Annotated in this window: 17 protein-coding genes; 7 read left to right on the forward strand and 10 right to left on the reverse strand. The window is 58.6% G+C overall.

All coding sequences use genetic code 11. The annotated features are described in order from the left end of the window. Positions 1 to 280: 280 nt before the first annotated feature. The 5 genes from mnmE to rpmH all read right to left on the reverse strand — a co-directional run bounded on the left by mnmE (position 281) and on the right by rpmH (position 4,274). The gene (gene mnmE, locus AC56DV_RS00945; protein WP_496312439.1) at positions 281 to 1,660 is read right to left on the reverse strand and encodes a tRNA uridine-5-carboxymethylaminomethyl(34) synthesis GTPase MnmE; all 1,380 of its coding nucleotides are present in this window, start codon (positions 1,658 to 1,660) and stop codon (positions 281 to 283) included. Between the two features lie 69 nt (positions 1,661 to 1,729). Further along, complete coding sequence (gene yidC, locus AC56DV_RS00950; protein ID WP_496312440.1) at positions 1,730 to 3,424, reverse strand: membrane protein insertase YidC; 1,695 nt, start codon at positions 3,422 to 3,424, stop codon at positions 1,730 to 1,732. Between the two features lie 11 nt (positions 3,425 to 3,435). Beyond that, a complete protein-coding gene (yidD, locus tag AC56DV_RS00955; protein ID WP_496312441.1) occupies positions 3,436 to 3,708 on the reverse strand; it encodes a membrane protein insertion efficiency factor YidD in 273 nt (90 codons plus the stop codon). Beyond that, positions 3,705 to 4,115, reverse strand: coding sequence for a ribonuclease P protein component (gene rnpA, locus AC56DV_RS00960; protein WP_496312499.1), 411 nt, complete (start codon positions 4,113 to 4,115; stop codon positions 3,705 to 3,707). Before rnpA ends, yidD begins: the two co-directional genes overlap by 4 nt. A gap of 24 nt (positions 4,116 to 4,139) precedes the next feature. Beyond that, positions 4,140 to 4,274, reverse strand: a complete 135-nt coding sequence (rpmH, locus tag AC56DV_RS00965; protein WP_082551811.1) for a 50S ribosomal protein L34 — start codon at positions 4,272 to 4,274, stop codon at positions 4,140 to 4,142. Positions 4,275 to 4,660: 386 nt separating this feature from the next. Here rpmH and dnaA point away from each other — a divergent pair, with 386 nt between their 5' ends. From dnaA to AC56DV_RS00995, 6 genes are all read left to right on the forward strand, one after another. Then, the gene (dnaA, locus tag AC56DV_RS00970; RefSeq protein ID WP_496312442.1) at positions 4,661 to 6,076 is read left to right on the forward strand and encodes a chromosomal replication initiator protein DnaA; all 1,416 of its coding nucleotides are present in this window, start codon (positions 4,661 to 4,663) and stop codon (positions 6,074 to 6,076) included. Between the two features lie 117 nt (positions 6,077 to 6,193). Further along, positions 6,194 to 7,300, forward strand: a complete 1,107-nt coding sequence (gene dnaN / locus AC56DV_RS00975; protein WP_496312443.1) for a DNA polymerase III subunit beta — start codon at positions 6,194 to 6,196, stop codon at positions 7,298 to 7,300. Positions 7,301 to 7,393: 93 nt separating this feature from the next. Continuing rightward, positions 7,394 to 9,895 (forward strand): DNA topoisomerase (ATP-hydrolyzing) subunit B, encoded by a 2,502-nt coding sequence (gyrB, locus tag AC56DV_RS00980; RefSeq protein WP_496312444.1) that lies wholly within the window; start codon positions 7,394 to 7,396, stop codon positions 9,893 to 9,895. A gap of 205 nt (positions 9,896 to 10,100) precedes the next feature. After that, on the forward strand, positions 10,101 to 10,922 hold the full coding sequence (locus tag AC56DV_RS00985; RefSeq protein ID WP_496312445.1) for an HNH endonuclease: 822 nt from the start codon (positions 10,101 to 10,103) through the stop codon (positions 10,920 to 10,922). 35 nt (positions 10,923 to 10,957) lie between these two features. Then, positions 10,958 to 13,315, forward strand: a complete 2,358-nt coding sequence (locus AC56DV_RS00990; protein ID WP_496312446.1) for an ATP-binding protein — start codon at positions 10,958 to 10,960, stop codon at positions 13,313 to 13,315. Further along, the gene (locus AC56DV_RS00995; protein ID WP_496312447.1) at positions 13,312 to 14,292 is read left to right on the forward strand and encodes a response regulator; all 981 of its coding nucleotides are present in this window, start codon (positions 13,312 to 13,314) and stop codon (positions 14,290 to 14,292) included. Before AC56DV_RS00990 ends, AC56DV_RS00995 begins: the two co-directional genes overlap by 4 nt. Positions 14,293 to 14,351: 59 nt before the next feature. Here AC56DV_RS00995 and AC56DV_RS01000 read toward each other — a convergent pair whose 3' ends face one another. After that, complete coding sequence (locus tag AC56DV_RS01000; protein WP_496312448.1) at positions 14,352 to 15,686, reverse strand: DNA cytosine methyltransferase; 1,335 nt, start codon at positions 15,684 to 15,686, stop codon at positions 14,352 to 14,354. Between the two features lie 373 nt (positions 15,687 to 16,059). On the opposite strand from AC56DV_RS01000, the gene AC56DV_RS01005 reads away from it, so the two are divergent. Next, entirely contained in the window at positions 16,060 to 18,021 is a 1,962-nt protein-coding gene (locus AC56DV_RS01005) for a histone H1-like repetitive region-containing protein (protein WP_496312449.1), read from the forward strand. 49 nt (positions 18,022 to 18,070) lie between these two features. Here AC56DV_RS01005 and AC56DV_RS01010 read toward each other — a convergent pair whose 3' ends face one another. From AC56DV_RS01010 to tssF, 4 genes are all read right to left on the reverse strand, one after another. Further along, complete coding sequence (locus AC56DV_RS01010) at positions 18,071 to 19,000, reverse strand: hypothetical protein (protein ID WP_496312450.1); 930 nt, start codon at positions 18,998 to 19,000, stop codon at positions 18,071 to 18,073. A 160-nt stretch (positions 19,001 to 19,160) separates the two neighbouring features. Next, positions 19,161 to 19,457: an addiction module antidote protein gene (locus AC56DV_RS01015; protein ID WP_496312451.1), complete on the reverse strand. Its 297-nt coding sequence runs from the start codon at positions 19,455 to 19,457 to the stop codon at positions 19,161 to 19,163. 138 nt (positions 19,458 to 19,595) lie between these two features. Beyond that, complete coding sequence (tssG, locus tag AC56DV_RS01020; RefSeq protein ID WP_496312452.1) at positions 19,596 to 20,624, reverse strand: type VI secretion system baseplate subunit TssG; 1,029 nt, start codon at positions 20,622 to 20,624, stop codon at positions 19,596 to 19,598. Further along, the gene (gene tssF / locus AC56DV_RS01025) at positions 20,588 to 22,429 is read right to left on the reverse strand and encodes a type VI secretion system baseplate subunit TssF (RefSeq protein WP_496312453.1); all 1,842 of its coding nucleotides are present in this window, start codon (positions 22,427 to 22,429) and stop codon (positions 20,588 to 20,590) included. Before tssF ends, tssG begins: the two co-directional genes overlap by 37 nt. Positions 22,430 to 22,452 lie beyond the last annotated feature (23 nt).

Below are 22,452 nucleotides of genomic sequence, written 5' to 3' on the forward strand. Positions count from 1 at the left end.
CATGAATACAACGACGAGCGGCCGCACAGCACGCTGGGCAATCGGACGCCGAAGCAGTTTGCTGATGGCTTATTAACCGCAGACTCCAGTTCAGTTCCGTACTAATTTGGGTAGCAGGTCAGGTACACGCTAGCCCAACTATTGGAATACGTGTACCAAATAGTGTACCTAAAAGCCGGGATGTCCATAGGAAACTCTAGGCCCCGCTGGACACATCACAGAGCCTATCATAGGAGAAAACTGGAATTTTAGAAGTGCCTGGAACGAACTGGATAGCAAACTATTTTCCGATGCAGAAACGGCCGAAAATGACGCCCAGCAGGTCGTCGGAGGAGAAGGCGCCGGTGATGCTGGAGAGCTGGGCCTGGGCCAGGCGGAGCTCTTCGGCGAACAGGTCCAGCGACTGGTCGCTGACGGCGGCGTGCTCGCCGGCCAGGGCCAGGTGCTTGCCGGCCGACTTGAGCGCGATCAGGTGCCGCTCGCGCGCCAGGTAGAGCGATTCGCCGGTCTGCTGCCAGCCGGCGATGCGCAGCAGCTCGGCGCGCAGCAGGTCGATGCCGATGTGCTCGTGCGCCGACAGGTAGACGTGGGTGGCGTCTTCCATTGCGTCCACGCCGGGCTTGTGGCCGGACAGGTCGATCTTGTTCCAGATGCGCAGCACCGGCACGCCGGCCGGGAAGTTGGCGACGATGGCTTCATCGGCGCGCGAGGGGCCGTGGTCGGCGTCCAGCAGGTGCAGGATGACGTCGGCCTTTTCCACTTCGCCCCAGGTGCGCTCGATGCCGATGCGCTCGACCACGTCCACGTCCTCGTCCTTGCGGCGGATGCCGGCGGTGTCGATGATGTTGAGCGGGATGCCTTCGATCTGGATGGTTTCGCTGACCTTGTCGCGCGTGGTGCCGGCGATGGGCGTGACGATGGCCACGTCCGAGCCGGCCAGCGCGTTCAGCAGCGAGGATTTGCCGACGTTCGGCTGCCCCACCAGCACCACGTTCAGGCCTTCGCGCAGCAGCGCGCCCTGCGCGGCCTGGCGGAACACGGTGTCCAGCGCTTCCACGATGCCGCTCAGCTGGCCGCGCGCGTCGGATTTTTCCAGGAAGTCGATTTCTTCTTCCGGGAAGTCCAGCGTGGCTTCGACCAGCATGCGCAGGTTCGTCACGCGCTCGACCAAGGCGTGGATGGTCTTGGAGAACGCGCCGGACAGCGACTGCGAGGCGGACTTGGCGGCCGCTTCGGTGGAGGCGTCGATCAGGTCGGCCACGGCTTCGGCTTGCGCCAGGTCCAGCTTGTCGTTCAGGTAGGCGCGGCGGGTGAATTCGCCCGGCTCGGCCAGGCGCAGGCCGAAGGCCTGGCCCGCTTCCAGCACGCGCGCCAGCAGCATTTGCAGCACCACGGGGCCGCCGTGGCCCTGCAGCTCGAGCACATCCTCGCCGGTGTAGGAGTTCGGTCCCTTGAAGTGGATGGCGATGCCCTGGTCGATGACGGTGCCGTCGGCCTGCTTGAAGGGGATGTAGGTGGCGTGGCGCGGCTGCAACGTGGCGGCGCCGAACAGGGCTTCGATCAAGCCTTTCAGGTTCTTGCCGGAGGCGCGTACCACGCCGATGCCGCCGCGGCCGGGGGCGGTGGCGATGGCGGCGATGGGGGAAGTGTCGAGTTTCATGGGGCTATTCTATTAAAAAAGGCCCGTGCAGGGCACGGGCCTTTGGTACAGCTTGCACAACCGGCCGGATTACTTGGCTTCGGCGGGCGCGTATTTCTTCGTGATGACCCACTGCTGGCCGATGGACAGCACGTTGTTCACTACCCAGTACAGCACCAGGCCGGACGGGAAGAAGAAGAACATGACCGAGAAGGCCAGTGGCATCCACAGCATCATTTTCGCTTGCATCGGGTCGGCTGGAGCCGGGTTCAGCTTGGTGGTGATGTACATGGAGATCGCGTACAGCACCGGCAGGATGAACCATGGGTCCGGCTGGGTCAGGTCGGTGATCCAGCCCACCCACGGCGCGCCGCGCATTTCAACCGAGGCGTTCAGCACCCAGTACAGGGCGATGAAGACCGGCATCTGCACCAGGATCGGCAGGCAGCCGCCCAGCGGATTGATTTTTTCGGTCTTGTACAGCTCCATCATGGCCTGGTTCATCTTCTGCGGATCGCCCTTGTGGCGTTCGCGGATGGCGGTCATCTTCGGCGTGACCACCTTCATGCGCGCCATGCTGCGGTAGCCGGCGGCCGACAGCGGGAAGAACAGCAGCTTGATCAGGATGGTGAAGACGATGATGGTCCAGCCCCAGTTGTGCAGGATGGCGTACAGCTGCTCCATGACCCAGTACATCGGCTTGGCCAGGATGGTCAGCATGCCGTAGTCTTTCACCAGGTCCAGGCCCGGCGCGACTTTTTCCAGCGCCTTCTCGTCCTGCGGACCGGAGTACAGCTTGGCGTTGTTGGAGATGGTGGCGCCCGGCGCCAGCGTGCCCAGCGGCTGCAGCACGCCGATGGCGTAGGTGTTGTGCGCGATCTTCTTGGTGAAGATGTCGCGCGCCAGCTTGTCCTGCGGCACGAAGGCGGAGACGAAGAAGTGCTGCGAAATGGCGACCCAGCCGCTGTCGGCTTTCTCGGCGTGGCCCACGTCCAGCTTCACGTTCGGGTTTTCCTTCTGCTTGGCGTCGTGCTTTTCGATGCCTTCGAAGGTCAGCTTCTTGTACTTGTCGGCCGGGGTGTACATGGTGGGGCCGGTGAAGCTGCTGTTGAACCAGGTGTCGCCTTCAGGGGCGTTGCCGTCATGTACCAGCTGCAGGTACAGCTGCGGCTCCACCGGCGCGGCGCCGGTGTTGGTGACGTCGTGGCGCAGGTCGATGGTGTAGTCGCCGCGCTTGAAGGTGAACGTTTTCACCAGCTTGACGCCGCCCTGCTCCGCTTCCAGCACCAGTTGCACCTGGTTGCCTTCGGCCAACGCGCGCACGCCCGGCTTGGCGGTGAAGCCGGTGGTGTGGTTAGGCAGGCCGGCTGCGCCAACCAGGCCGGTCTGCGCCAGGTAGGTGTTCTTGTCGCCCTTCTGGAACAATACCTGGTTCTTCTTGGCGTCGATCTTGTCGTGGTGCTTGAGCAGTTCCAGGCGCACCAGCTCGCCACCCAGGGTGTCGATGTCGGCTTTCACCACGTCGGTGGTGATGGTGATGATTTCGCGCTTGAACGGCGCGGCGTCGGCGGCGCCGGGCGTGCCAGGTGCGGCTGCGGCGGCGATGGCGGTGGCAGCGGCGGTGGCGGCGGCCGGCACGCCGGACTTGGCGGCGGCTGCGGTGGCCGCAGGCGGCGTCGGCGAGAACATCGACGGCTTGCCGGTCGAGACCATCCAGTTATTCCACAGGATGACCAGCGAGACGGCGAACACGATCCACAAAATGGTACGTTTATTGATATCCATTACGGTATTTATCAGGTGTGGTTGCAACCGCAAGCGGTCGAGGAATTCTTGGCTGGGACGGGATCGAGCCCGCCCGCATTCCAGGGATGGCAGCGGCACACGCGGCGCGCCGCCAGCCAGCTGCCGCGCCCGGCGCCGTGGACGCGGATGGCTTCCAGGGCGTAGTTCGAGCAGCTGGGATAGAAACGGCAGCGCGGCCCCAGCATGGGGCTGATGGCCAGCTGGTAAAAGCGCAGCAGCAGGGTGAGCAGCTTGCTGGCCGCCGTGTTCATCAGCTTGATCATTTTGCGGGCCGCGGCTTGTTTTGCGACGCGAACAGGCGCGTGAGCTCCTGCCGCAGTTCCGCCTTGAGCTTGGCCGTGGTGGCCGGGCCGTCCTTGCTGTTGACCGGGCGGGACAGGCGCACCACGCAGTCGATAGGAGGCAGGCCGGTCACGCGGAACAGTTCGCGGGTGACGCGTTTGATGGTGTTGCGCGTGACGGCGCGCGGCGCAAAACGCTTGGCCACCACGACGCCCAGCCGCGCATGCGGCAACTGGTTGGGTCGGGTGTACAGGACGAAGTGCGCGCTTTTTTGCGCGGGGCGCAAACGAAAAACGGATGAAAATTCATCCGTTTTAACGATGCGCCGAGCGCGTGCGAAGTCGTGTGAACCTTCGCCTGTCGAGCCGTTTGAAGGACAGCTTTCCACGCGATCAGCTAACAAGCGTGTGGCTTATACAGCCAGACGCTTGCGGCCCTTGCCGCGGCGTGCGTTCAGAACTGCGCGGCCGCCACGGGTAGCCATACGTGCGCGGAAGCCGTGGGTACGCTTACGGCGTACGACGGAAGGTTGGTAAGTACGTTTCATGTTGGTCTCGCTGAAAAAGCAAAAAAATACGGAATCGAGGCGCTAGGCTTCGTCAATTATTGGTGCCAATGACATTTCGCGCACTTATGCCGTCCGGCACAAGCTGGGTCCATCTCATCGCCCGCTTCAATCCACGCTTACTCCATATTGTGGTTTAAACACGGCATACGGGCGGGGAACCCTGAATTATCGGCATTTCGGTCCCCGTTGTCAACATGCGGTCAACATGCGGCCGACATATCGACCACTCTTTCGCCGCCGCGCCGCGCCGCCGAGTTGCAAATTTTCGCGTCGTGCCTGTGGATAACTTTCGACTTCGCGGGTAGAATAGCGCGTTACGCGTGGCGATTCGAACGCTCGTGCGCACCCTTACAGATAGAAGATTCATGGATAATTTCTGGCAGACCTGTTCCGCTCAACTGGAGCTGGAGCTGACGCCGCAACAATTCAGTGCCTGGATTAAGCCGCTGGTGCCCCTCGACTACGAGGATGGCAAGCTGCGCGTTGCTGCGCCCAACCGCTTCAAGCTCGATTGGGTGAAGTCCCAGTTCGCCAGCCGCATCACCGCCCTCGCCTGCCAGTACTGGGAAGCGCCGACCGAAGTGCAGTTCGTGCTGGACCCGCGCCTGAACGCGGCGAAGAAGCCGGTGGCCTCGAGCGCCGGCATCATCCACAGCAGCGCGCCGTCGGTGCCGGACATGAGCGCCCAGCGCGCCAGCGACCAGGCCGCCGTGAGCCCGGGCTCGCCCGAGTACAACATCGGCAATTCGCCGCGCCGCGAGCAAAGCCGCGTCAACACCGACCTGACCTTCGACAGTTTTGTTACCGGTAAGGCCAACCAGCTGGCGCGCGCCGCCGCCATCCAGGTGGCCAACAACCCGGGCGTTTCCTACAATCCGCTGTTCTTCTACGGCGGCGTAGGCCTGGGCAAGACCCACTTGATCCACGCCATCGGCAACCAGGTGATGGCCGACCAGCCGGGCGCGCGCATCCGCTACATCCACGCGGAACAGTACGTTCGCGACGTAGTGACCGCTTACCAACGCAAGGGTTTCGACGACTTCAAGCATTACTACCACTCGCTGGACATGCTGCTGATCGATGATATTCAGTTCTTTGGCGGCAAGAGCCGTACCCAAGAGGAATTCTTCTACGCGTTTGAAGCGCTGATCGCGGCCAAGAAGCAGATCATCATCACCTCGGATACCTATCCGAAAGAGATTACCGGCATGGACGACCGCCTGATCTCGCGCTTCGACTCCGGCCTGACGGTGGCGATCGAGCCGCCGGAGCTGGAAATGCGGGTGGCGATCCTGCTGAAAAAGGCCAAGCAGGAAGGTGTGACCTTCTCCGACGACGTGGCCTTCTTCGTGGCCAAGCACCTGCGCTCCAACGTGCGCGAGCTGGAAGGCGCGCTGCGCAAGATCCTGGCGTACTCGCGTTTCCACGGCAAGGACATCACGATCGACATCGTGAAGGAAGCGCTGAAAGACTTGCTGTCGGTGCAGAACCGCCAGATTTCGGTGGAAAACATCCAGAAAACGGTGGCGGACTTCTTCAACATCAAGGTGGCGGACATGTATTCCAAGCGACGCCCCGCGAACATCGCCCGCCCGCGCCAGATTGCAATGTACCTGGCCAAGGAACTGACGCAGAAGAGTTTGCCTGAAATCGGCGAGCTGTTCGGCGGCCGCGACCACACCACCGTGCTGCACGCGGTGCGCAAGATCGCCCTGGACCGCACCAAGAATCCCGAGTGCAACCACGAGTTGCACGTGCTGGAGCAGACCCTGAAAGGTTGAACCAAACCGGGGCCCGGGCCCCGGTTTGAAAACCGCGGGTTTGCCCTTATCATGGGCAAGCTCAGCAACAAATTTGTTGATATAAACGTATCGTTACTTTACATATTGAGGATAAATATGCAATTGGTCAAAACCACCCGAGATACGCTACTTCGGCCACTGCAGATCGTGAGCGGTATTGTCGAGCGTCGGCACACTATGCCGATTCTGGCCAATATCCTCATCCGCAAAGATGGCGAAAGCGTCTCCTTCCTGTCGACCGACACGGAAGTACAGATCACGACCAACGCCGCCATCGGTTCCGGCAGCGACGTGACCGGCACCACCGTGGCCGCCCGCAAGCTGCTGGACATCCTGCGCGCGCTGCCGGAATCCGGCGACGTGACCATGACCCTGCTGAACAAGCGCCTGACCGTGCAAACCGGCAAGTCGCGCTTTGCCCTGCAAACCCTGGCCGCCGAAGAATTCCCGACCGTGCAGGAAGCCGAAAGCTACAACGCGTCCTTCACGCTGCCGCAAAAAACGCTGAAGCACCTGTTCAACATGGTGCACTTCTCGATGGCGCAGCAGGACATCCGCTACTACCTGAACGGCCTGCTGCTGGTTCTGGACGGCAAAAACGTGATCGCCGTGGCCACCGACGGCCACCGCCTGGCCTTCTGCCAGGTGGAAACCGAGCAAGCGTTCGAGCGCCAGGAAGTGATTATCCCGCGCAAGACCATCATTGAACTGCAGCGCCTGCTGGAAGAAAACGACGAGCCGGTGCAACTGGACATCGCCGCCAACCAGGTGAAACTGACCTTTGCCGACATCGAACTGATTTCGAAGCTGGTGGAAGGCAAGTTCCCCGACTACACGCGCGTGATCCCGAAGGGCTACACCAACGACTTCACCATCGGCCGCGACGAGCTGCTGCGCTCCCTGCAGCGCGCCGCCATTATGACCAGCGACAAGTTCAAGGGCGTGCGCTGCATCATCACCCCGGGCAGCCTGAAGATCAGCTCCACCAATGCCGACCAGGAAGAGGCAGTGGAAGAGCTGGAGATCGACTACGGCGGCGTGAGCGTGGACATCGGCTTCAACGTGACCTACCTGCTGGACGTGCTGAACAACCTGAAGTGCGACCAGATCAACATCGCGCTGGGCGATTCGAACTCGTCCGCCCTGATCTCCATCCCTGACAACGCCGACTTCAAATACGTTGTGATGCCGATGCGTATTTAAGGAGCGGCACGCACCACGTAGGGCGGGCGAGCACAGCGTGCATAACCCGCCAACCGCAGCACCGAGTCAACAAGATTACAGAGAAAGCAGTCCATGTCCGAGAGCCAAAACGAACAACCGATCCAGGCAGCCAAGGTGGAAGAATACGGCGCCGCATCCATTCAGATCCTGGAAGGCCTGGAAGCCGTACGCAAGCGTCCCGGCATGTACATTGGCGACACCTCGGACGGCACCGGCCTGCACCACCTGGTGTTCGAAGTGCTGGACAACTCCATCGACGAATCGCTGGCCGGCCACTGCACGGAAATCCACGTCACCATCCACTCGGACAACTCGATCTCGATCACCGACAACGGCCGCGGCGTACCGACCGGCCTGAAGATGGACGACAAGCACGACCCGAAACGCTCGGCCGCTGAAATCGTGATGACCGAGCTGCACGCCGGCGGCAAGTTCGACCAGAACTCGTACAAGGTATCCGGCGGCCTGCACGGCGTGGGCGTATCCTGCGTGAACGCGCTGTCCAAGCTGCTGAAGCTGACCATCCGCCGCGACGGCAAAGTGCACTACATGGAATTCGTGCGCGGCGTGCCGCAAAACCGCGAAATCGAACAGAAGGACGGCTTTGCCGTGTCCCCGATCAAGGTGATCGGCGAGACCGACAAGCGCGGCACCGACGTGCACTTCTGGGCCGACGAAGAGATTTTCACGCACGTGGAATTCCACTACGAGATCCTGGCCAAGCGCATCCGCGAACTGTCCTTCCTGAACAACGGCGTGAACATCAAGCTGACCGACCAGCGCACCGGCAAGGAAGACGTGTTCGCGTTCGAAGGCGGCACGCGCGGCTTCGTTGAGTACATCAACAAAGCCAAGACCACGCTGCACCCGACCATTTTCCAGGCCACCGGCGAGCGCCAGTCGGACCAGAACACCACCATCTCGGTGGACGTCTCCATGCAATGGAACGACGCCTACAACGAGCAGGTGCTGTGCTTCACCAACAACATTCCGCAGCGCGACGGCGGCACCCACCTGACCGGCCTGCGCGCCGCGATGACGCGCGTGATTAACAAATACATCGACGAGAACGACTTCGCCAAGAAAGCGAAAGTGGAAATCTCCGGCGACGACATGCGCGAAGGCCTGACCTGCGTGCTGAGCGTGAAGGTGCCGGAGCCGAAGTTCTCGTCGCAGACCAAGGACAAGCTGGTGTCGTCCGAAGTGCGCGGCCCGGTTGAAGAAATCGTGGCCAAGACGCTGACCGACTTCCTGATGGAAAAGCCGAACGACGCCAAGATCATCTGCGGCAAGATCGTGGAAGCGGCGCGCGCGCGCGAAGCGGCCCGCAAGGCCCGCGACCTGACCCGCCGCAAAGGCGTGATGGACGGCCTGGGCCTGTCCGCCAAGCTGGCCGACTGCCAGGAAAAAGACCCGGCGCTGTGCGAACTGTACATCGTCGAGGGTGACTCCGCAGGCGGCTCCGCCAAGCAGGGCCGCGACCGCAAGTTCCAGGCTATCCTGCCACTGCGCGGTAAGGTGCTGAACGTGGAAAAGGCGCGCTTCGAGAAGATGCTGTCGTCCGAGCAGATCACCACGCTGATCGCCACCTTGGGCACCTCCATCGGCCCGGACGAATTCAACGCCGACAAGCTGCGCTACCACCGCATCATCATCATGACCGACGCGGACGTCGACGGCGCCCACATCCGCACCCTGCTGCTGACGCTGTTCTACCGCCAGATGCCGCAGCTGGTGGAACGCGGCCACATCTACATCGCCCAGCCGCCGCTGTACAAGGTGAAGGCCGGCCGCGACGAGCGCTACCTGAAGGACGACGTGGAAGAAGCCAGCTACATGATGACCGTAGCGCTGAACACCGCCGCCCTGACCCCGCGCGACGGCGCCGAGATCATCCAGGGCGAAGCGCTGGCTGAACTGGCGCGCCAGTACAACACCGCCAACGCCATCATGATGCGTTTGACCCGCGTGATCGACCGCGCCGCGCTGACCGCCATCATGACCGGTGTAACGCTGAACATGGAAACGCAGGCGCAGGCGGAAGCCTCGGCCAAGGCCATGGCGGACCGCATCGGCGACCCGGCCGTGACCGTGACGGTGGTGTCGGACGAGCTGAGCGAGAAACACGCGCTGCGCATCGAGCGCATGCACCACGGTAACGTGAAGGTGTGCTCGATCGACGCGGACTTCGTGCAGAGCGCGGATTACGCCACGCTGGCCAACGCGGCCGCCACGTTTGAAGGCTTGATCGGCGAAGGCGCGGTGATCCGCCGCGGCGAAGGCGAGCGTACCAAGGATTCGGCCGTGGTGGACTTCCACCACGCGATGCAGTGGCTGCGCGATGAAGCGGAACGCGTGGTGTCCAAGCAGCGTTACAAAGGTTTGGGTGAGATGAACCCGGATCAGCTGTGGGAGACCACCATGGATCCGAAGGTGCGCCGTTTGCTGAAGGTGCAGATTGAGGACGCCATCGCAGCGGATCAGATCTTCACCACGCTGATGGGGGATGATGTGGAGCCACGCAGGAATTTCATTGAGACCAATGCGCTGCGGGCGGGGAATATCGACGTGTAAATATTGATCCGATAGTCGGGGTATTCTCCAGCTGTGCCACAAAGCTCCCTTTTTGGGAGCTTTTTTTTTACTATGCTGTTAATAACTGAAATACGAGTTATGATTGTTACCATAGATCATTTATATCCCAGTTCTTTGGGTCTTTTCCTCAGGTGGCCAGTTGATACATCCCTTTGTCCGCGGACGCGAATACATTCGAACAGACTTGCTTGATTTTATCGGCAGCAAGCAGGCCCAGTCAGGAGTTCTCTGGGGCAGCGAAGAGCCGGGCTGCTTAATTTGTACATCAGGTGGGCGCCACGGGCGAAAAGCTGGGTACTCGGACGAGCCTCTCGGCGACGGGACGTGGTGGTATTTTGGTCAAGGCCAAACTGGAGATCAAGATCTTAAAAACTCGGCGAACGCGAAACTTGCCTCCGAAGAGCGCTCGGTCTTATTGTTCACCAGCAGAGAACCGACTTCCAAAGAGCTAGCAACTGGCAGCGGGTATGGAAAGCGTTTCTCTTTCCAGGGCTGTTTTAACGTTTCGGGACATGAGTTCATCACGCCTACGTCTGGGCCAAGAGCGAATGATAGACTGATAAAGTTTAGACTAATTCCCGCCGATGGCGATGCAGATTTTGAGAGTATGAGATCCGAAGACTTTAAGGGAGACATCCTTTTAACACTTCGTAATGAACTAATTCACAAAAACGATGCTTCGACAAAGATGACAGCTTTGCGAGAATACCGTAAGCGAAGTGAAAAAGTGCACACGTATGCACTATTACGTGCGAAAGAAATTTGCGAAGGTTGCCGCGCACCCGCCCCCTTTCTCGCAAAAAATGGTCGCGGTTTTTTAGAGGTTCATCATATGACAAGGCTTGCTGATGATGGGCCAGATGCCCCGCAGAATGTTGCGGCACTATGTCCGAATTGCCATAGACGGGCTCATTGTTCGCAAGACAGAGTTCAATTCAACAGAACACTAATGGATTATATTGCAGACTTAGAGCTGGCAATAAACGATCAATACGCTTCCAGTTAGGCGAAAAAAACAAACAAGATATGGTAGGAATGTCAATGTCTAGAAAAGTTCATTTCAATACGCACGCGGATCTTAAAAACATCATTGGCCAAGACCTAATTAACGATGATAATATTGCAATTGTCGAGTTGGTAAAAAATAGCATAGATGCAGGCGCCCAACAAGTTCATATAGAATTCCGCGAATCCGAAATTATCATTGAGGATGATGGTTCCGGAATGTCCGCCGAAGATCTTGAGAAAAAATGGCTGAATATAGCTTACTCAGAAAAGAAGGACATAGCCTCCAACACAAGAGCCCTAGCAGGGAACAAAGGTGTGGGTCGCTTCGCCTGCGATAGGTTGGGTGAGAAGTTAGACATGTATACTAGAAAAAGCGACCTGCCTTTAGAACATCTCGCCGTTGATTGGACGCACTTTGAGAATAAAAAGGAACTGACCGCTACTATCCAAAAAGTTGACATCGCTCTAAAACAGTCCTCTGATGCTGAAGTAAAAGAAACTACCGGTCGATCGCCACCCAAAATAGGAACGACTTTAATTATTTCTAGGCTTCGGCAGAGCTGGACCCGTGAAAAGCTCATGCTTCTAAAACGAAGCCTAGAACGATTCATGAACCCGATCGCTGTCTTTGATAAAGACAGTGTAGAAGTAACAATGACCGCAAAGTCTGAGCTTATTCGCGATGCTGTTGATAAGAAACATAATAAAATTAACGGAAGAATTGAAAATCAGATTTTTTCAAAGTTAAAATTTAAAACGACATATATAGAATCAAAAATTGATTCCGATGGAAAAACAATTACAACCCAGCTATTTCATGACGGCGATCAAGTCTACAAATTGGTGGAAAAAAATGAAGATTTCAGACTTCTTAAGAATATAAATGTAACCATCCATTACATGAACCCTTACAAGAAAGCATATTTCAAACGCCAAACAGGTTTAAATTTAGTTGATTTTGGTTCAATATTTCTTTTTATTAATGGCTATCGCGTCCCCCCCTATGGCGATCGGGATAATGATTGGTTGCACTTAGATAATAGAAAAAACCAAGGTACTGCCAGGTTCTTAGGCAATAGGGAGTTGCTCGGCCTGATTGACGTCACGGACAGAGACCGATCATTTCGAATTGTTTCCAATCGTGAGGGCGTAGCCAAAGATGATCGCTTTACGCAGCTTTACAGACATCCAGATGGATTCTTCTTCCATATCTTATCGAAGTTTGAACGGTTCGTAGTGGATGGATTAGAATGGGATTCAGTTCCTGAAAGCATTCGTAAAAAGCTACGTAGTGGCGTTATACCGGGTGATGAAGATATGCCCGAGACAGAGGTTTATAGTGAGTCCGGCGACTTAAAACGAAGACGTGTGGCTTTGAGTCTCTTACGTATTGTTGGCGCCTCAGCAGACAATACGCTCGAATTAGATATAGATCCAGAAGTCCTTAATGCTCTCGCAAAAGAAAAAGAAGAGACTGTGAATGCGCTCTTAGAAAAATTCGATACATTCACAGGTGCAATGGGACACGACCTAAAACTGGCGCTCCACAGCGTTCAGAACGAATTTCGACGCCAACGGGAATCTTTATCGAGGGCAAAGAAAGAAATTGCTAGAAAAGATGTTCAAGTTACGAGATTGAAAGATGTCGCCCGAGGAATAGCTCAGCAAAAAGATGCTCTACAAAGCCAGATAAGGACGCAACAGACCGAACTACATTTTGCCCGGCTTTCTGCGGGCACCGATCAAGAACAATTGATGTTGCTACATCACCAATCGGGTATCTACGCAAATACAGCGAAGAATTTTCTTGATCTGGCGATCTCGCAATTACGAAAAGGAGCCGATGCAGAGAAAATTATCGAGGCAGTTGAGAAAGCTCTGCTCGGCACTAGGAAAATTATAGCCGTTACCAATTTTGCAACCAAGGCCAATTTCAGATTGAAGACCGAGACCATGACAGCGGATATTGCGTCTTTCATAAAAGAATATATGCAAAACGTTGCTGGAGATTCTTCAGCTCAGAACCTAAAAGTAAGCGTGACACAAGATTCAGATGAGCCATTTATTATGCGATTCAAGCCTATCGACGTCGCAATCGTATTTGATAACTTGGCTAGCAATAGCACTCGCGCAAGAGCCAAAAAATTCGATTTGGAAATTATTCGCCCATCCGAAAACGAACTGATTGTAAGAGTATCTGATGACGGACCAGGAATTAGTGCTGAAATCCAACCGCCGGAAACTGTCTTCGACCGCGGCGTCACCACTACAAACGGTTCGGGTCTTGGACTATATCATGTTAAACAAACTGTAAAACAATTGAACGGCGACATAAGCTTAGGCGAAAGCAACGCGAAAGGTTTTTGCATTATCATGAGGTTGCTCAAATGAATCTTGATTACAGAATATTATGGGTAGAGGACGATGAGAGTTTCATCGAGAGTCAAGCGCAAACGCTGGATAAGTTGAAGTCCCACATACAAAACGAAGGTTTTGACATAACTTTTGATTTTAGGACTGCTCCAAGTGACATAAACATCGTTTCAGTCGGTGACGATTTTGACCTTATCGTCATAGATTATAATTTAACGGAAGACGGTGAAAACGGCGATGACGTAATCAAAGCGGTTCGAGACCATAATTTTTTGACGGAAGTAATTTTTTACTCGGGCAAAGCATCCGGTACTCTTCGACAGAAGGCTGCGGAAAAGCAGCTAGATGGGGTATTTTTCTCAACGAAGGACGCGGATGCCCTATTCGCAAAAATTCTTGGTGTATTCGAGTTAACCGTTCGAAAGGTTGTGGATGTCAACAATATGCGAGGTATTGTAATGGCTGCGATTGCCGACATCGACCATCAGCTGCATGATATATTAAAGATTCTGCATGAAAAGCTGGAGGATGCAGATAAAGTTGAGCATAGAAAAAAACTCTATGGAAAGATGTTACCGAGCCTGACCAGTATAAAACGACTAACTGATAACGATCAGCACGAAGCACTTACAGCACTTGCAACCGCATTGGACGCACTGAAGACTTTGGAGCCCAAGGACTTTCTGAGCCTGGTTGGGCAGCGTAGCTTTGACAGCTACAAGCGCGTAGCTGCTGTAGAAAGCTTTTGCAAGAACGGAGGCCCTTTAGACGGGTTTAAGGAGAAAATCGAAAAGATTAAAGAATTACTTAAATGGAGAAATGCGCTTGCTCATCAGAAGCCATCGTTCAAGGAAAATATTGCCTATTTTGAACTGGATGAAGGAAACTTCGTAGCGTTTGATACAGAAAATGGACGCACTTTGCGACAATCGCTTCGAGAGCATCGCCTTCACCTTGTTGACGCACACGCGACTATTTCGAAAAATAGCACATGAATCGCCGCTAGCTATTCACCAAGCTAGCTTGATCTCGAGCGCCAACACTGCGCTTGAGATTACTCTTTGAAGAGCGCTATCATCTTTTTATTTTTGCGCGACTGCACTCGGCTTTTACGCTTCTTCGCAAGAGAATTGATGCGCTTTATAAGTAATTCTCCAATTGCCTCAGCTAGCAATGGCGGAACAGCATTCCCTACCTGAGTATACCGTGGACATTCGAACTTTCTTAGTTTACCGCCAGTCGTATATTTTCCTTTAAAAGAGAACCAGTCTGGGAAAGACTGCAGTCGGGCATTTTCGCGAACAGTAAGTATACGTGGTTCTGTATAATGAATAATATCATCGGGCAGCGTGGTTATAGTTGGTGACGGCGAATTCCTGGCCAAGACCGATGTGGAATGCTTTTTTGTTCCCACTTCTTTCCTTTGTGAGACCGAAAGCGATGTTCCGGGTATACAGACCGATTGCACTTTTCTAAAATATTCAATAGTCGTAGCTTTATGATTTGGAAGCCGCCGGCTATCCGGCGGATTTGCCAGCATACCTTGTCGCATTAATCTTTGATATGGATTGAAGGAAATATCGGCATCATAAGCTGCTTCCTTAAATCCTGAAACATCGGAATCAGTGCACTTTATAAGTTCGCGCCCCCCTACTTCGAGATCGGAAATGGCATTGGATGCGGTGACGTAGATATCTGTCGGCAGCCCTTTTTTCTTTCTAAAGGAGAACGCTTTACTTTTAAGTCTTGCAAAAAGATTTGGGACCGATGACATTTTTCCATCGGCAGGCAATTCACACAGCATAATCAAGCGATATCTGTTCTGCGGCACCCCAAATTCTGCGCAATTTACGATACCGTATGACACTTTGTAGCCTTGGGCAGTAAGCCTTTGCGAAATATAAGCTGCATATGACCCGTCCTTTGCACCGTCCATCAAAGCGTCCAAACCGATTTCGTTTTCGAATTCCATATCAAAACCGGAAACGTTCTCGATTACAATGAATTTCGGGTTCAGCAGGCCTACGAGCGAAAGATACTGCTCAGTCATCTTGTTTCGGGGATCGGCCGGGTCGCGTTTTCCCGCGGTGGAGAAGCCCTGGCAAGGTGGACCGCCTACCATAAGGTCGACTTGTCCTGCCAATTCACCGACTTCATCCGAAAAATCGGCAAGTAGCTCTTCACAAGTCATGGCTTTTTTAGGTAGCCAACTTGGCCAATCAAACTTAAAGTTGCCGTTGTCCACTAAATTATGCTTGAGGGTATCAAATGCAAGTGGACTTTTCTCTACTGCAAACAGGCCCCTACAACCGGCCTGAGAGAGTCCTAACGACAATCCTCCGCAACCGGCGAACACATCCACAAAGCGCAGCGTTTTCTTTTTTTGCATTATTTCCAAATATTTTATAGTCACGTTGCCAGCAGGCCATCCTCAATTTTGCCATGTTTCAAGAAAACGCACCAGGAACGAAATTTAGGCCTATCAGACAATAGTCGTAAGTAGGCAGAGCGAGCGGGGCAATGTAGACACTACTTTCAGCATTTGGCAGCACTCCAGCTATAGCAAACCCGATCGGAGGCCACTGCTAACTGAGCAAGAAGTACGTGGGCCTGTGATAGGCTCTAGTGCCATTCACGATGTCCCGAGCTGGGCAATCCCAATGGCTTTCAGATCAATTTGAGCAGGCAAGGAAGGGGGATGTTTTGACTGACACAACTTCGAACCGCTTCGAAAGGATTGCGGGTTGAGAACGGAGTTCCCTATGCAGCGTGATAGCTGGCGGTTGAGCAATGCGTTGTTGCTCTCCTTGCTTTTTCACGCGCTTCTGTTGAGCGTGACATTTGGGGGGCAGACGTTTGGGTTTCCTGGTCTGAGCTTGCCTTGGAAGGAGCGGCGGCTGGAGGCTAGTGATCTGAGCGTTGTGCTGATGCCGGTGCGGCCTGCCGAGCCCACATTAGTGCCACTGCCTGAGGCTCCCTTGTTGGCTGGAGTGGGTGATGGGGCGTCTGCTGCCGGTGTGGTGGCGCCGCCGGCACCTGCACCCTCGCCGGTGGTGGAGGCTGCGCCTTCGGAGCCGCAGGCGGTGGGGATGACGGCTTGGACGCGGCCTGAGGTGAATCTGCCTATTGCGCCGGATGCGCCGCAGACCAGGGCGCCTGCTGCTTCGCTGGAGAGAAACCTGCCTGTTCTGGGGAGTGATGTGCCGGCGCCCGATGCTGGGGGCAAGCAGGTGGAGCAGGAGCAGTTGAGGGCGGACACTATGCGGCAGGCGGAGTTGGCGGCGGCTGCGCAGCGGGAGGCGGTTCGGCAGGATGCGGCACGCGCTGAGCAGGCGGCCAGGAGCGAGGCGGCGCGGGTAGAGGCGGCGCGCCAGGAGCTGACGCGGCAAGAGTCGGCGCGCAGGGAGGCGCAACTGGCGCAGGCAAGGCAGGACGAAAACGCGCGGTTGGAACGGGAGCGGGCCGAGGCTGTACGGGTGGAGGCTGGGCGTCAGGAGCTTGTTCGGCAAGAGGCGTTGCGGCGGGATGCGTTGCAGCAGGAGCAGGCAAGGCTGGATGAGAAGGCACGGATGGATGCTGCTCGGCAGGAGCGGGATCGGGTCGAGGCGGCGCGGATGGAGGCTGGGCGTCAAGAGCTTGCGCGGCAGGAGTCGCTGCGGAGGGAGGCGTTGAGGCAGGAGCAGGTCAAGCAGGAAGAGAAAGTGCGGCTGGCACAGGAGCAGGTGGAAGCCGCTCGCCAAAACGCGATTAGGCAGGAGGCGGCGCGGCAGGAGCTGGCATGGCAGGAAGAGAAGGCGCGCCAGGAGGTTGCTCGGCAAGAGGCCGCGAGACAAGAGGCATCCAGGCAGGAGGCGGCGCGACAGGACGCCATACGGCAGGAGGCGGCGACACAGGAAGCAGCGCGCCAAGCGGCGGCAAGGCAGGAGATGGCCCGGCAGGAGGCTTCGAAGCAGGAAGCGGCCCGGCAAGAGGCAGTAAAGCAGGAATTGGCGCGGCAGGAAGCGGCAAAGCAGGCGGCGGCGCGGCAGGAGGCGGCGAAGCAGGAATTGGCGCGGCAGGAGGCGGCAAGGCAGGAAGCTGCGCGGCAGGAGGCTGCGCGGCAAGAGGCAGGCCGGCAGGCGGCGGCGGCGCGGCAAGATGCGGCAAGGCAGGAGGAAGCTGCGCGACAGGATGCCGCGAGGCAGGAAGCCGCGAAGCAGGACGCGGCGCGGCAGGCGGCGGCGAAACAGGATCAGGCGCAGCGCGACAAGGCGGAGCGGGAGGCGCAACGCGAGGAACGGTTGCGCGCGATCGGCAAGCAGCTCGACGCGGAGGCGGCCCAGCGCGACGCGCAGAACCACCCTTCCCGCTCGCTGCTGCCGACGGCAAGCGGCCTTCGCCGCGGCTGGCTTTACGGCCGCGCCGACCCGAATGCCGACCTGGTTCTGTATGCGGAGGCCATGGCCAAGAAGATCGAGCTGAACATGACTTTCGACATGGTGCGCGATGTAGTGAAGCAGCCTCACACGCAGCCGACGGTAACAGTGGCGGTGCGCGCAGACGGTTCGGTGGAGAAGGTGACGTTCGTCGTCTCCAGCGGCGTGCCCGCTATCGACGAGGCGATACGGCGAGTGGTGGCCAGCCAGGCGCCCTATGGCGCGTTCCCGCCCACGGTGGCGCGCCAGTACGACGTGATCGAAATCCGCCGCACCTGGGTGTTCGACACGGCCATCCGGCTGCAGTGACAACGGGGAAGCCCGCCGCAGTCCAGGCCCGGCGCATGCGGTGCCTGGCCTAGTGATGGGTGGGCGTGGCGCGTTCCGGGTCTTGCTGCTTTTCCTTGAGCCAGGCTTTCAGCTTGGCTATGTCGCGGAAATCGGCGACGTCGCAGGCGATGTTTTCCAGCTGGTGTTCGAGCAGGTTTTTCTGCATGTGCACGCATTGGCGGGCGATGTATTCGGTGAATTGCGTGGTGCCGGGCAGGTTTAGCTTCACCATCAGGGAAAACTGGATGCCGGCCGTGTCGAACTCCAGGTCCGCCAGGTGGTCTTCGAGTATCCCGATGTTCTGCTCCAGTTGCTTGCGGGTGAGGTGCGCTGATCCGGGGCGCTTGGTCTGATCCAGTTCCATCTCCAGCACACGCAGCGCAATCGGGTCGGCGTTGATGTAGCCGGCGTCCGCCTGCTCGAGCAGCGCCGGCTGCTCCTGCGGCGGCATGGTGAGGATGGCGCCGACCAGTTTGGCGTGGAGTTCTTCTGCCTGCGCCTGGTCTTCTTCCTCGTTCCACGAGCAGGATATCGGGTAGGTGTCGGCCAAGAGCATGTCGCCGATTTCGCGTAACACAGGTCCGAAGCGTTTGCAGTCCACGCCATATTCGCTGCCGCTGTAGCGGTCGTAGAACTGCTGGATTTCGCTGTCGTCGCTGGTGCTCAGCATGCGATCGGCCAGTGTGCAGATGGATTCGGCTATTGCGACGCGCTCGGGGTCGTTCAGCGTACTGTGGCTGTAGGCTTGGTCGAACACCTGGATCAGTTGACGGGCGTAGACGCCGAACTGCTGCTCCAGGGGATCGAGGGTGCACCGGCCCAGTTCGCGCAGCCGCGCGGCGCTGGCTTCCCAGCGGGCGTGTTTGCGGCGGGCTTCCGCCACTATGGCGAGCAGGGATTCGAATTCCTGGCGGGCGCGGGCGAGCTTGGCGCCGCGTTTGGTGCTGGCGGTGGACATGGTCGAAGGCCTCGTTGGGGCTGGCGGGCAGACCGTGCGGCGTGGCCGGTTTGCCAGAGATGGAACTGGCATTCTGAACGGGAGGGAACACGGCCGTATTGATGTGCCGCAAAGGCTGGGCAATTCGCCGGGGATGCTGCTGCCCGGTGGGGCTGACTTGTTACGCGGCTGTACGCTCGATTCGGAGCTGAAGTCCGAGCGCATTGAACAGTGTGACCATTGCTTCGAAGTTGGGTTGGCCATTTCGCAGCAACGAGCTGGCTAGTGCTTCGCCGTTGATGCCGGCATCTTTAGCTATCCGTATTAATCCGGCCGAGCGTGCGATGTCACTCAACGCCCGAGCGATGAATCCGGCATCACCGCCGTTTTCGGCAAAACACGCAGCAAGGTACAAAGTGATGTCCTCGCTCGTCTGCAGGTACTTGGCGCCATCCCATTCTTGCAATTGACTCTTCACGCTAGTCCCCGAATGTCATGCAGCATTTTTCCCTGTCTTTGAGGTTCGTCAGCCATTCGTCGAAGACGGAGGTTGTCAGGATGCGCATTACACCATTCCATTTTAGGTGGAAGTTCGGAAGCAGGTAGTTTTCTCGCTTCAAGGGCTTAGCAGATAGCTGGCGTCTCCGCGGTCGCAGGCCGACGGGGAGCTGAGCAGGAAGGCGTTGACGCCGAGGCGGGCGCCGCCTTCCTGCTCGCTGGGGTGGAGGCTGAAGCCACAGGCGTCGGCGCCGCGCAGCAGCAGGCGGATTTCGAAGGCGATGCCGACGGTGCAGAACATGGCGAGCATCGCTTGCAGGGCGGCGGCGCCGGGGCCGTGGGGCAGGAAGCGCTCGAAGTCTTCCCTGCCGAGCGGGCCGATGCGGATGCGGGCGAGCGTGTCGCAGCGGTTGAGGCGTTCGCCGAGCAGCACGCCTTCGCGCAGGCTGCAGTGGCTGCGGCCGAGCTGCGCTTGCTGCGGCGCGGGCAGCGCTTCCCATATGCCGATTAGCGGCTCCACTTTGCAGGGCACACCGAAGTATTGGGTGAGCATGCCTGTCATCACGTCGTGCGAGACGGTGCGGCTGCGGATCTGGATGGCGTAACGGGCGAAGGTTTCGCGGCCGATGATGCCGTCTTGCGGCGGCTGCGCGCCGGAGAGCAGCAGCAGCTTGGCGAGGTAGCCGTCGCCGCCGCCCTCGTCCTGCATGCATTCGGGGCGGTGCGTGGCCCAGGCCTGGCAGAACATGGCGAGCGCGCGGTGGGAGAGCATGTCGAGGAAGGCGCGCGGGGCGTCGTCGTCTTCGCGCTGTTCGTGCGCGGCGATGCGCTCGGTGTAGTGGTGCGGCAGCGTGCCGCTGCTGCCCAGCAGGCCCATGAAGGCGGGCGTGATCTCGAGGTGGCCGCCGGTGTGTTCCAGGCTACCGATTTCGCCCGGCGGGAAGGCCAGTGAGAGGCGATTGCGGTAGCGTAGCTGCGGCGCGTGCGGAGGCAGCTCTGGCTGCGGCTCGGACTGCACGTCGGGCTCAGGCGCGCTGCGCAGCCACTGCTCCAGCAGGCGCACGGCCTGGAAGAAGTCGAAGCGCTGCGGCTCGGCCAGCAGCGCAGCGATCAAGCCAGCGCCAGGCTGCCGTTGCGGGGTGCGCATCGCAGCAGCTCCTTTCCGCTTGCGTGCGAGACGATGGTGAGCTGGGTGTAGCTGTTGAGGTGCGCGTAGAGGCTAAGCAGGCTGTCGAGCATCTGGGCGAAGAGGTGGATGCCGGTGCCGGCGTAGGCGTCTTCGTCGAGCGTGACGCGGATGTCCACGCCGTGCAGGCATGCGATGCCGGCGCCGCGCCGCAGCCAGGCGGTGCCCAGCGTGTGCGCGAGGCCGGTGATGCCGTCGATCTGGCGCTGCGAGACGGCGTTGCCGGGCAAGGCGTACAGGCGCAGCATGGCGCTGAAGGCGGGCAGGCCTTGCTGCGTGAGCGTGCGGTGGTTGAGAGACAGGTGCGACACCAGCCCCCATTGCGCACCGCGCGCGGAGCTGAGGCGCTGCGACGGCGTGGGCTTGCGCAGCAGCCGTATCGGTATGCTGCCGGCGCTGGCTTCGGTGGCCAGGTCGCCGCCGGCCAGGCCGCCTTGCAGTTCCTGCGGCAGGTTGCGGTTGGTGCAGGTGATGCCGATGGAGGCGATGCCGGCTTCGGACTTGAGCGGGTCGAAGTCGCGGTCGATCAGGGACAGCGAGTATTCGTGGGCCACGCGGCCGCTGGCCAATTCTTCGTCGCGCCGCGCAATCCAGTAGCGCCCTTTGCGGCTGGGGGATTCGCCGTGGCGCAGCGAGTAGTAGGGCACGAATTCGGTGGCGATGCTGTCCTTGGCGCCGGAGCGCTGCAGCAGGTGCACAGAGTCCACGCTGTAGATCTCGCAGGCTTTGGCGGGCAGCGCGTCCGGCAGCAGCGGGTAGCTGCTCTGGGTGTGGGTGACCTGGATGGGGGTGGCGATATGCCGGAACAGGTTGACGATGGGCGTGCAGGACAGCAGCAGGTTGTCGCGCGTGAGGGTGCGCAGGATGCGGGCGGCGCTGGAGTCGCCGCGCACACCGTTGAGCGGCAGGTGCAGCGTGACGTTGGCGCAGCCGGGGGCGGCGTGGCGCAGCAGCTCGGCCAGGTCGATGTCGATGAAGTCGAATTTTTCGGGGTAGGCGAAGTATTCGCTGAGCAGGCGGTAGGCGGGCTGCTCGGCGGATTCGAAGGGCAGCAGCGCATCGGCGTCGTCGAAGCCGGCCGGGCGCAGGGGCACGCGCTCCAGCATGCGCCACTGCCCTTCCGTTTCGATGCAGGCGCAGGCGGCGCGCATGAAGAGCGTGTCGCGCAGGGTGGCGCGCAGCGAGGCTTCGCCGTCGAGGTACACGCGCAGCATGGGCAGGCGCAGTTCGGCCAGGCTGCGGTTGGCGGCGGTGCAGGCGATGCCGATGCGGATGGAGGCGGTGATGTCGGGCGGCAGCTGCAGCGACGAGGGGGCGTGGATGCAGGTGTCGAAGCGGGCGGCGCTGATCTGCACCGGGGCCACGGCCACGTCGTAGGCGGTGCGGAACTTGCAGCCGGGGGCGGTGCTGCCGAGGGATCTAAGCGCGGTGCCGCGCGGGATGGTGGCGCTGGTGTCGGCACTGCCGGCTTCCGCGCTGTTGTCGAAGCGGGCGATGGAGCAGGACGGGATGGGGCGCAGGTAGTGCGGGTAGAGCACGCCGAGCAGGGCTTCGGCGAAGCCGGCGTAGTCGTCGTCGAGGCGCTTGGCGGTGCGGGCGTTGAGCAGGGCGACGGACTGGATCAGGCGTTCCACGTGGGGGTCGGCGCAGGTTTCGCCGTTCATCAGCAGGCTGCCGGCGAGCTTGGGATAGCGCTCGGCGAATTCGTGGCTGGCGCGGCGCAGCATGCCCAGTTCGCGTTCAAAGTACGGCAGCAGTTTTTCCATCGTCATGTCCTCGCGTTGGTGGT

This window comes from Massilia sp. BGA-UO-ETr-WB1 (assembly GCF_059567845.1).

Bases quoted from the DNA above. Each gene is read 5' to 3' on its own strand.
- AC56DV_RS01010 (WP_496312450.1), bottom strand. From the start codon at position 19,000: ATGTCCACCGCCAGCACCAAACGCGGCGCCAAGCTCGCCCGCGCCCGC.
- tssF (WP_496312453.1), bottom strand. From the start codon at position 22,429: ATGGAAAAACTGCTGCCGTACTTTGAACGCGAACTGGGCATGCTGCGC.
- gyrB (WP_496312444.1), top strand. From the start codon at position 7,394: ATGTCCGAGAGCCAAAACGAACAACCGATCCAGGCAGCCAAGGTGGAA.
- dnaA (WP_496312442.1), top strand. From the start codon at position 4,661: ATGGATAATTTCTGGCAGACCTGTTCCGCTCAACTGGAGCTGGAGCTG.
- AC56DV_RS01000 (WP_496312448.1), bottom strand. From the start codon at position 15,686: ATGCAAAAAAAGAAAACGCTGCGCTTTGTGGATGTGTTCGCCGGTTGC.
- dnaN (WP_496312443.1), top strand. From the start codon at position 6,194: ATGCAATTGGTCAAAACCACCCGAGATACGCTACTTCGGCCACTGCAG.
- AC56DV_RS00995 (WP_496312447.1), top strand. From the start codon at position 13,312: ATGAATCTTGATTACAGAATATTATGGGTAGAGGACGATGAGAGTTTC.
- yidD (WP_496312441.1), bottom strand. From the start codon at position 3,708: ATGATCAAGCTGATGAACACGGCGGCCAGCAAGCTGCTCACCCTGCTG.
- AC56DV_RS01005 (WP_496312449.1), top strand. From the start codon at position 16,060: ATGCAGCGTGATAGCTGGCGGTTGAGCAATGCGTTGTTGCTCTCCTTG.
- yidC (WP_496312440.1), bottom strand. From the start codon at position 3,424: ATGGATATCAATAAACGTACCATTTTGTGGATCGTGTTCGCCGTCTCG.
- rpmH (WP_082551811.1), bottom strand. From the start codon at position 4,274: ATGAAACGTACTTACCAACCTTCCGTCGTACGCCGTAAGCGTACCCAC.
- tssG (WP_496312452.1), bottom strand. From the start codon at position 20,624: ATGCGCACCCCGCAACGGCAGCCTGGCGCTGGCTTGATCGCTGCGCTG.
- AC56DV_RS00990 (WP_496312446.1), top strand. From the start codon at position 10,958: ATGTCTAGAAAAGTTCATTTCAATACGCACGCGGATCTTAAAAACATC.
- mnmE (WP_496312439.1), bottom strand. From the start codon at position 1,660: ATGAAACTCGACACTTCCCCCATCGCCGCCATCGCCACCGCCCCCGGC.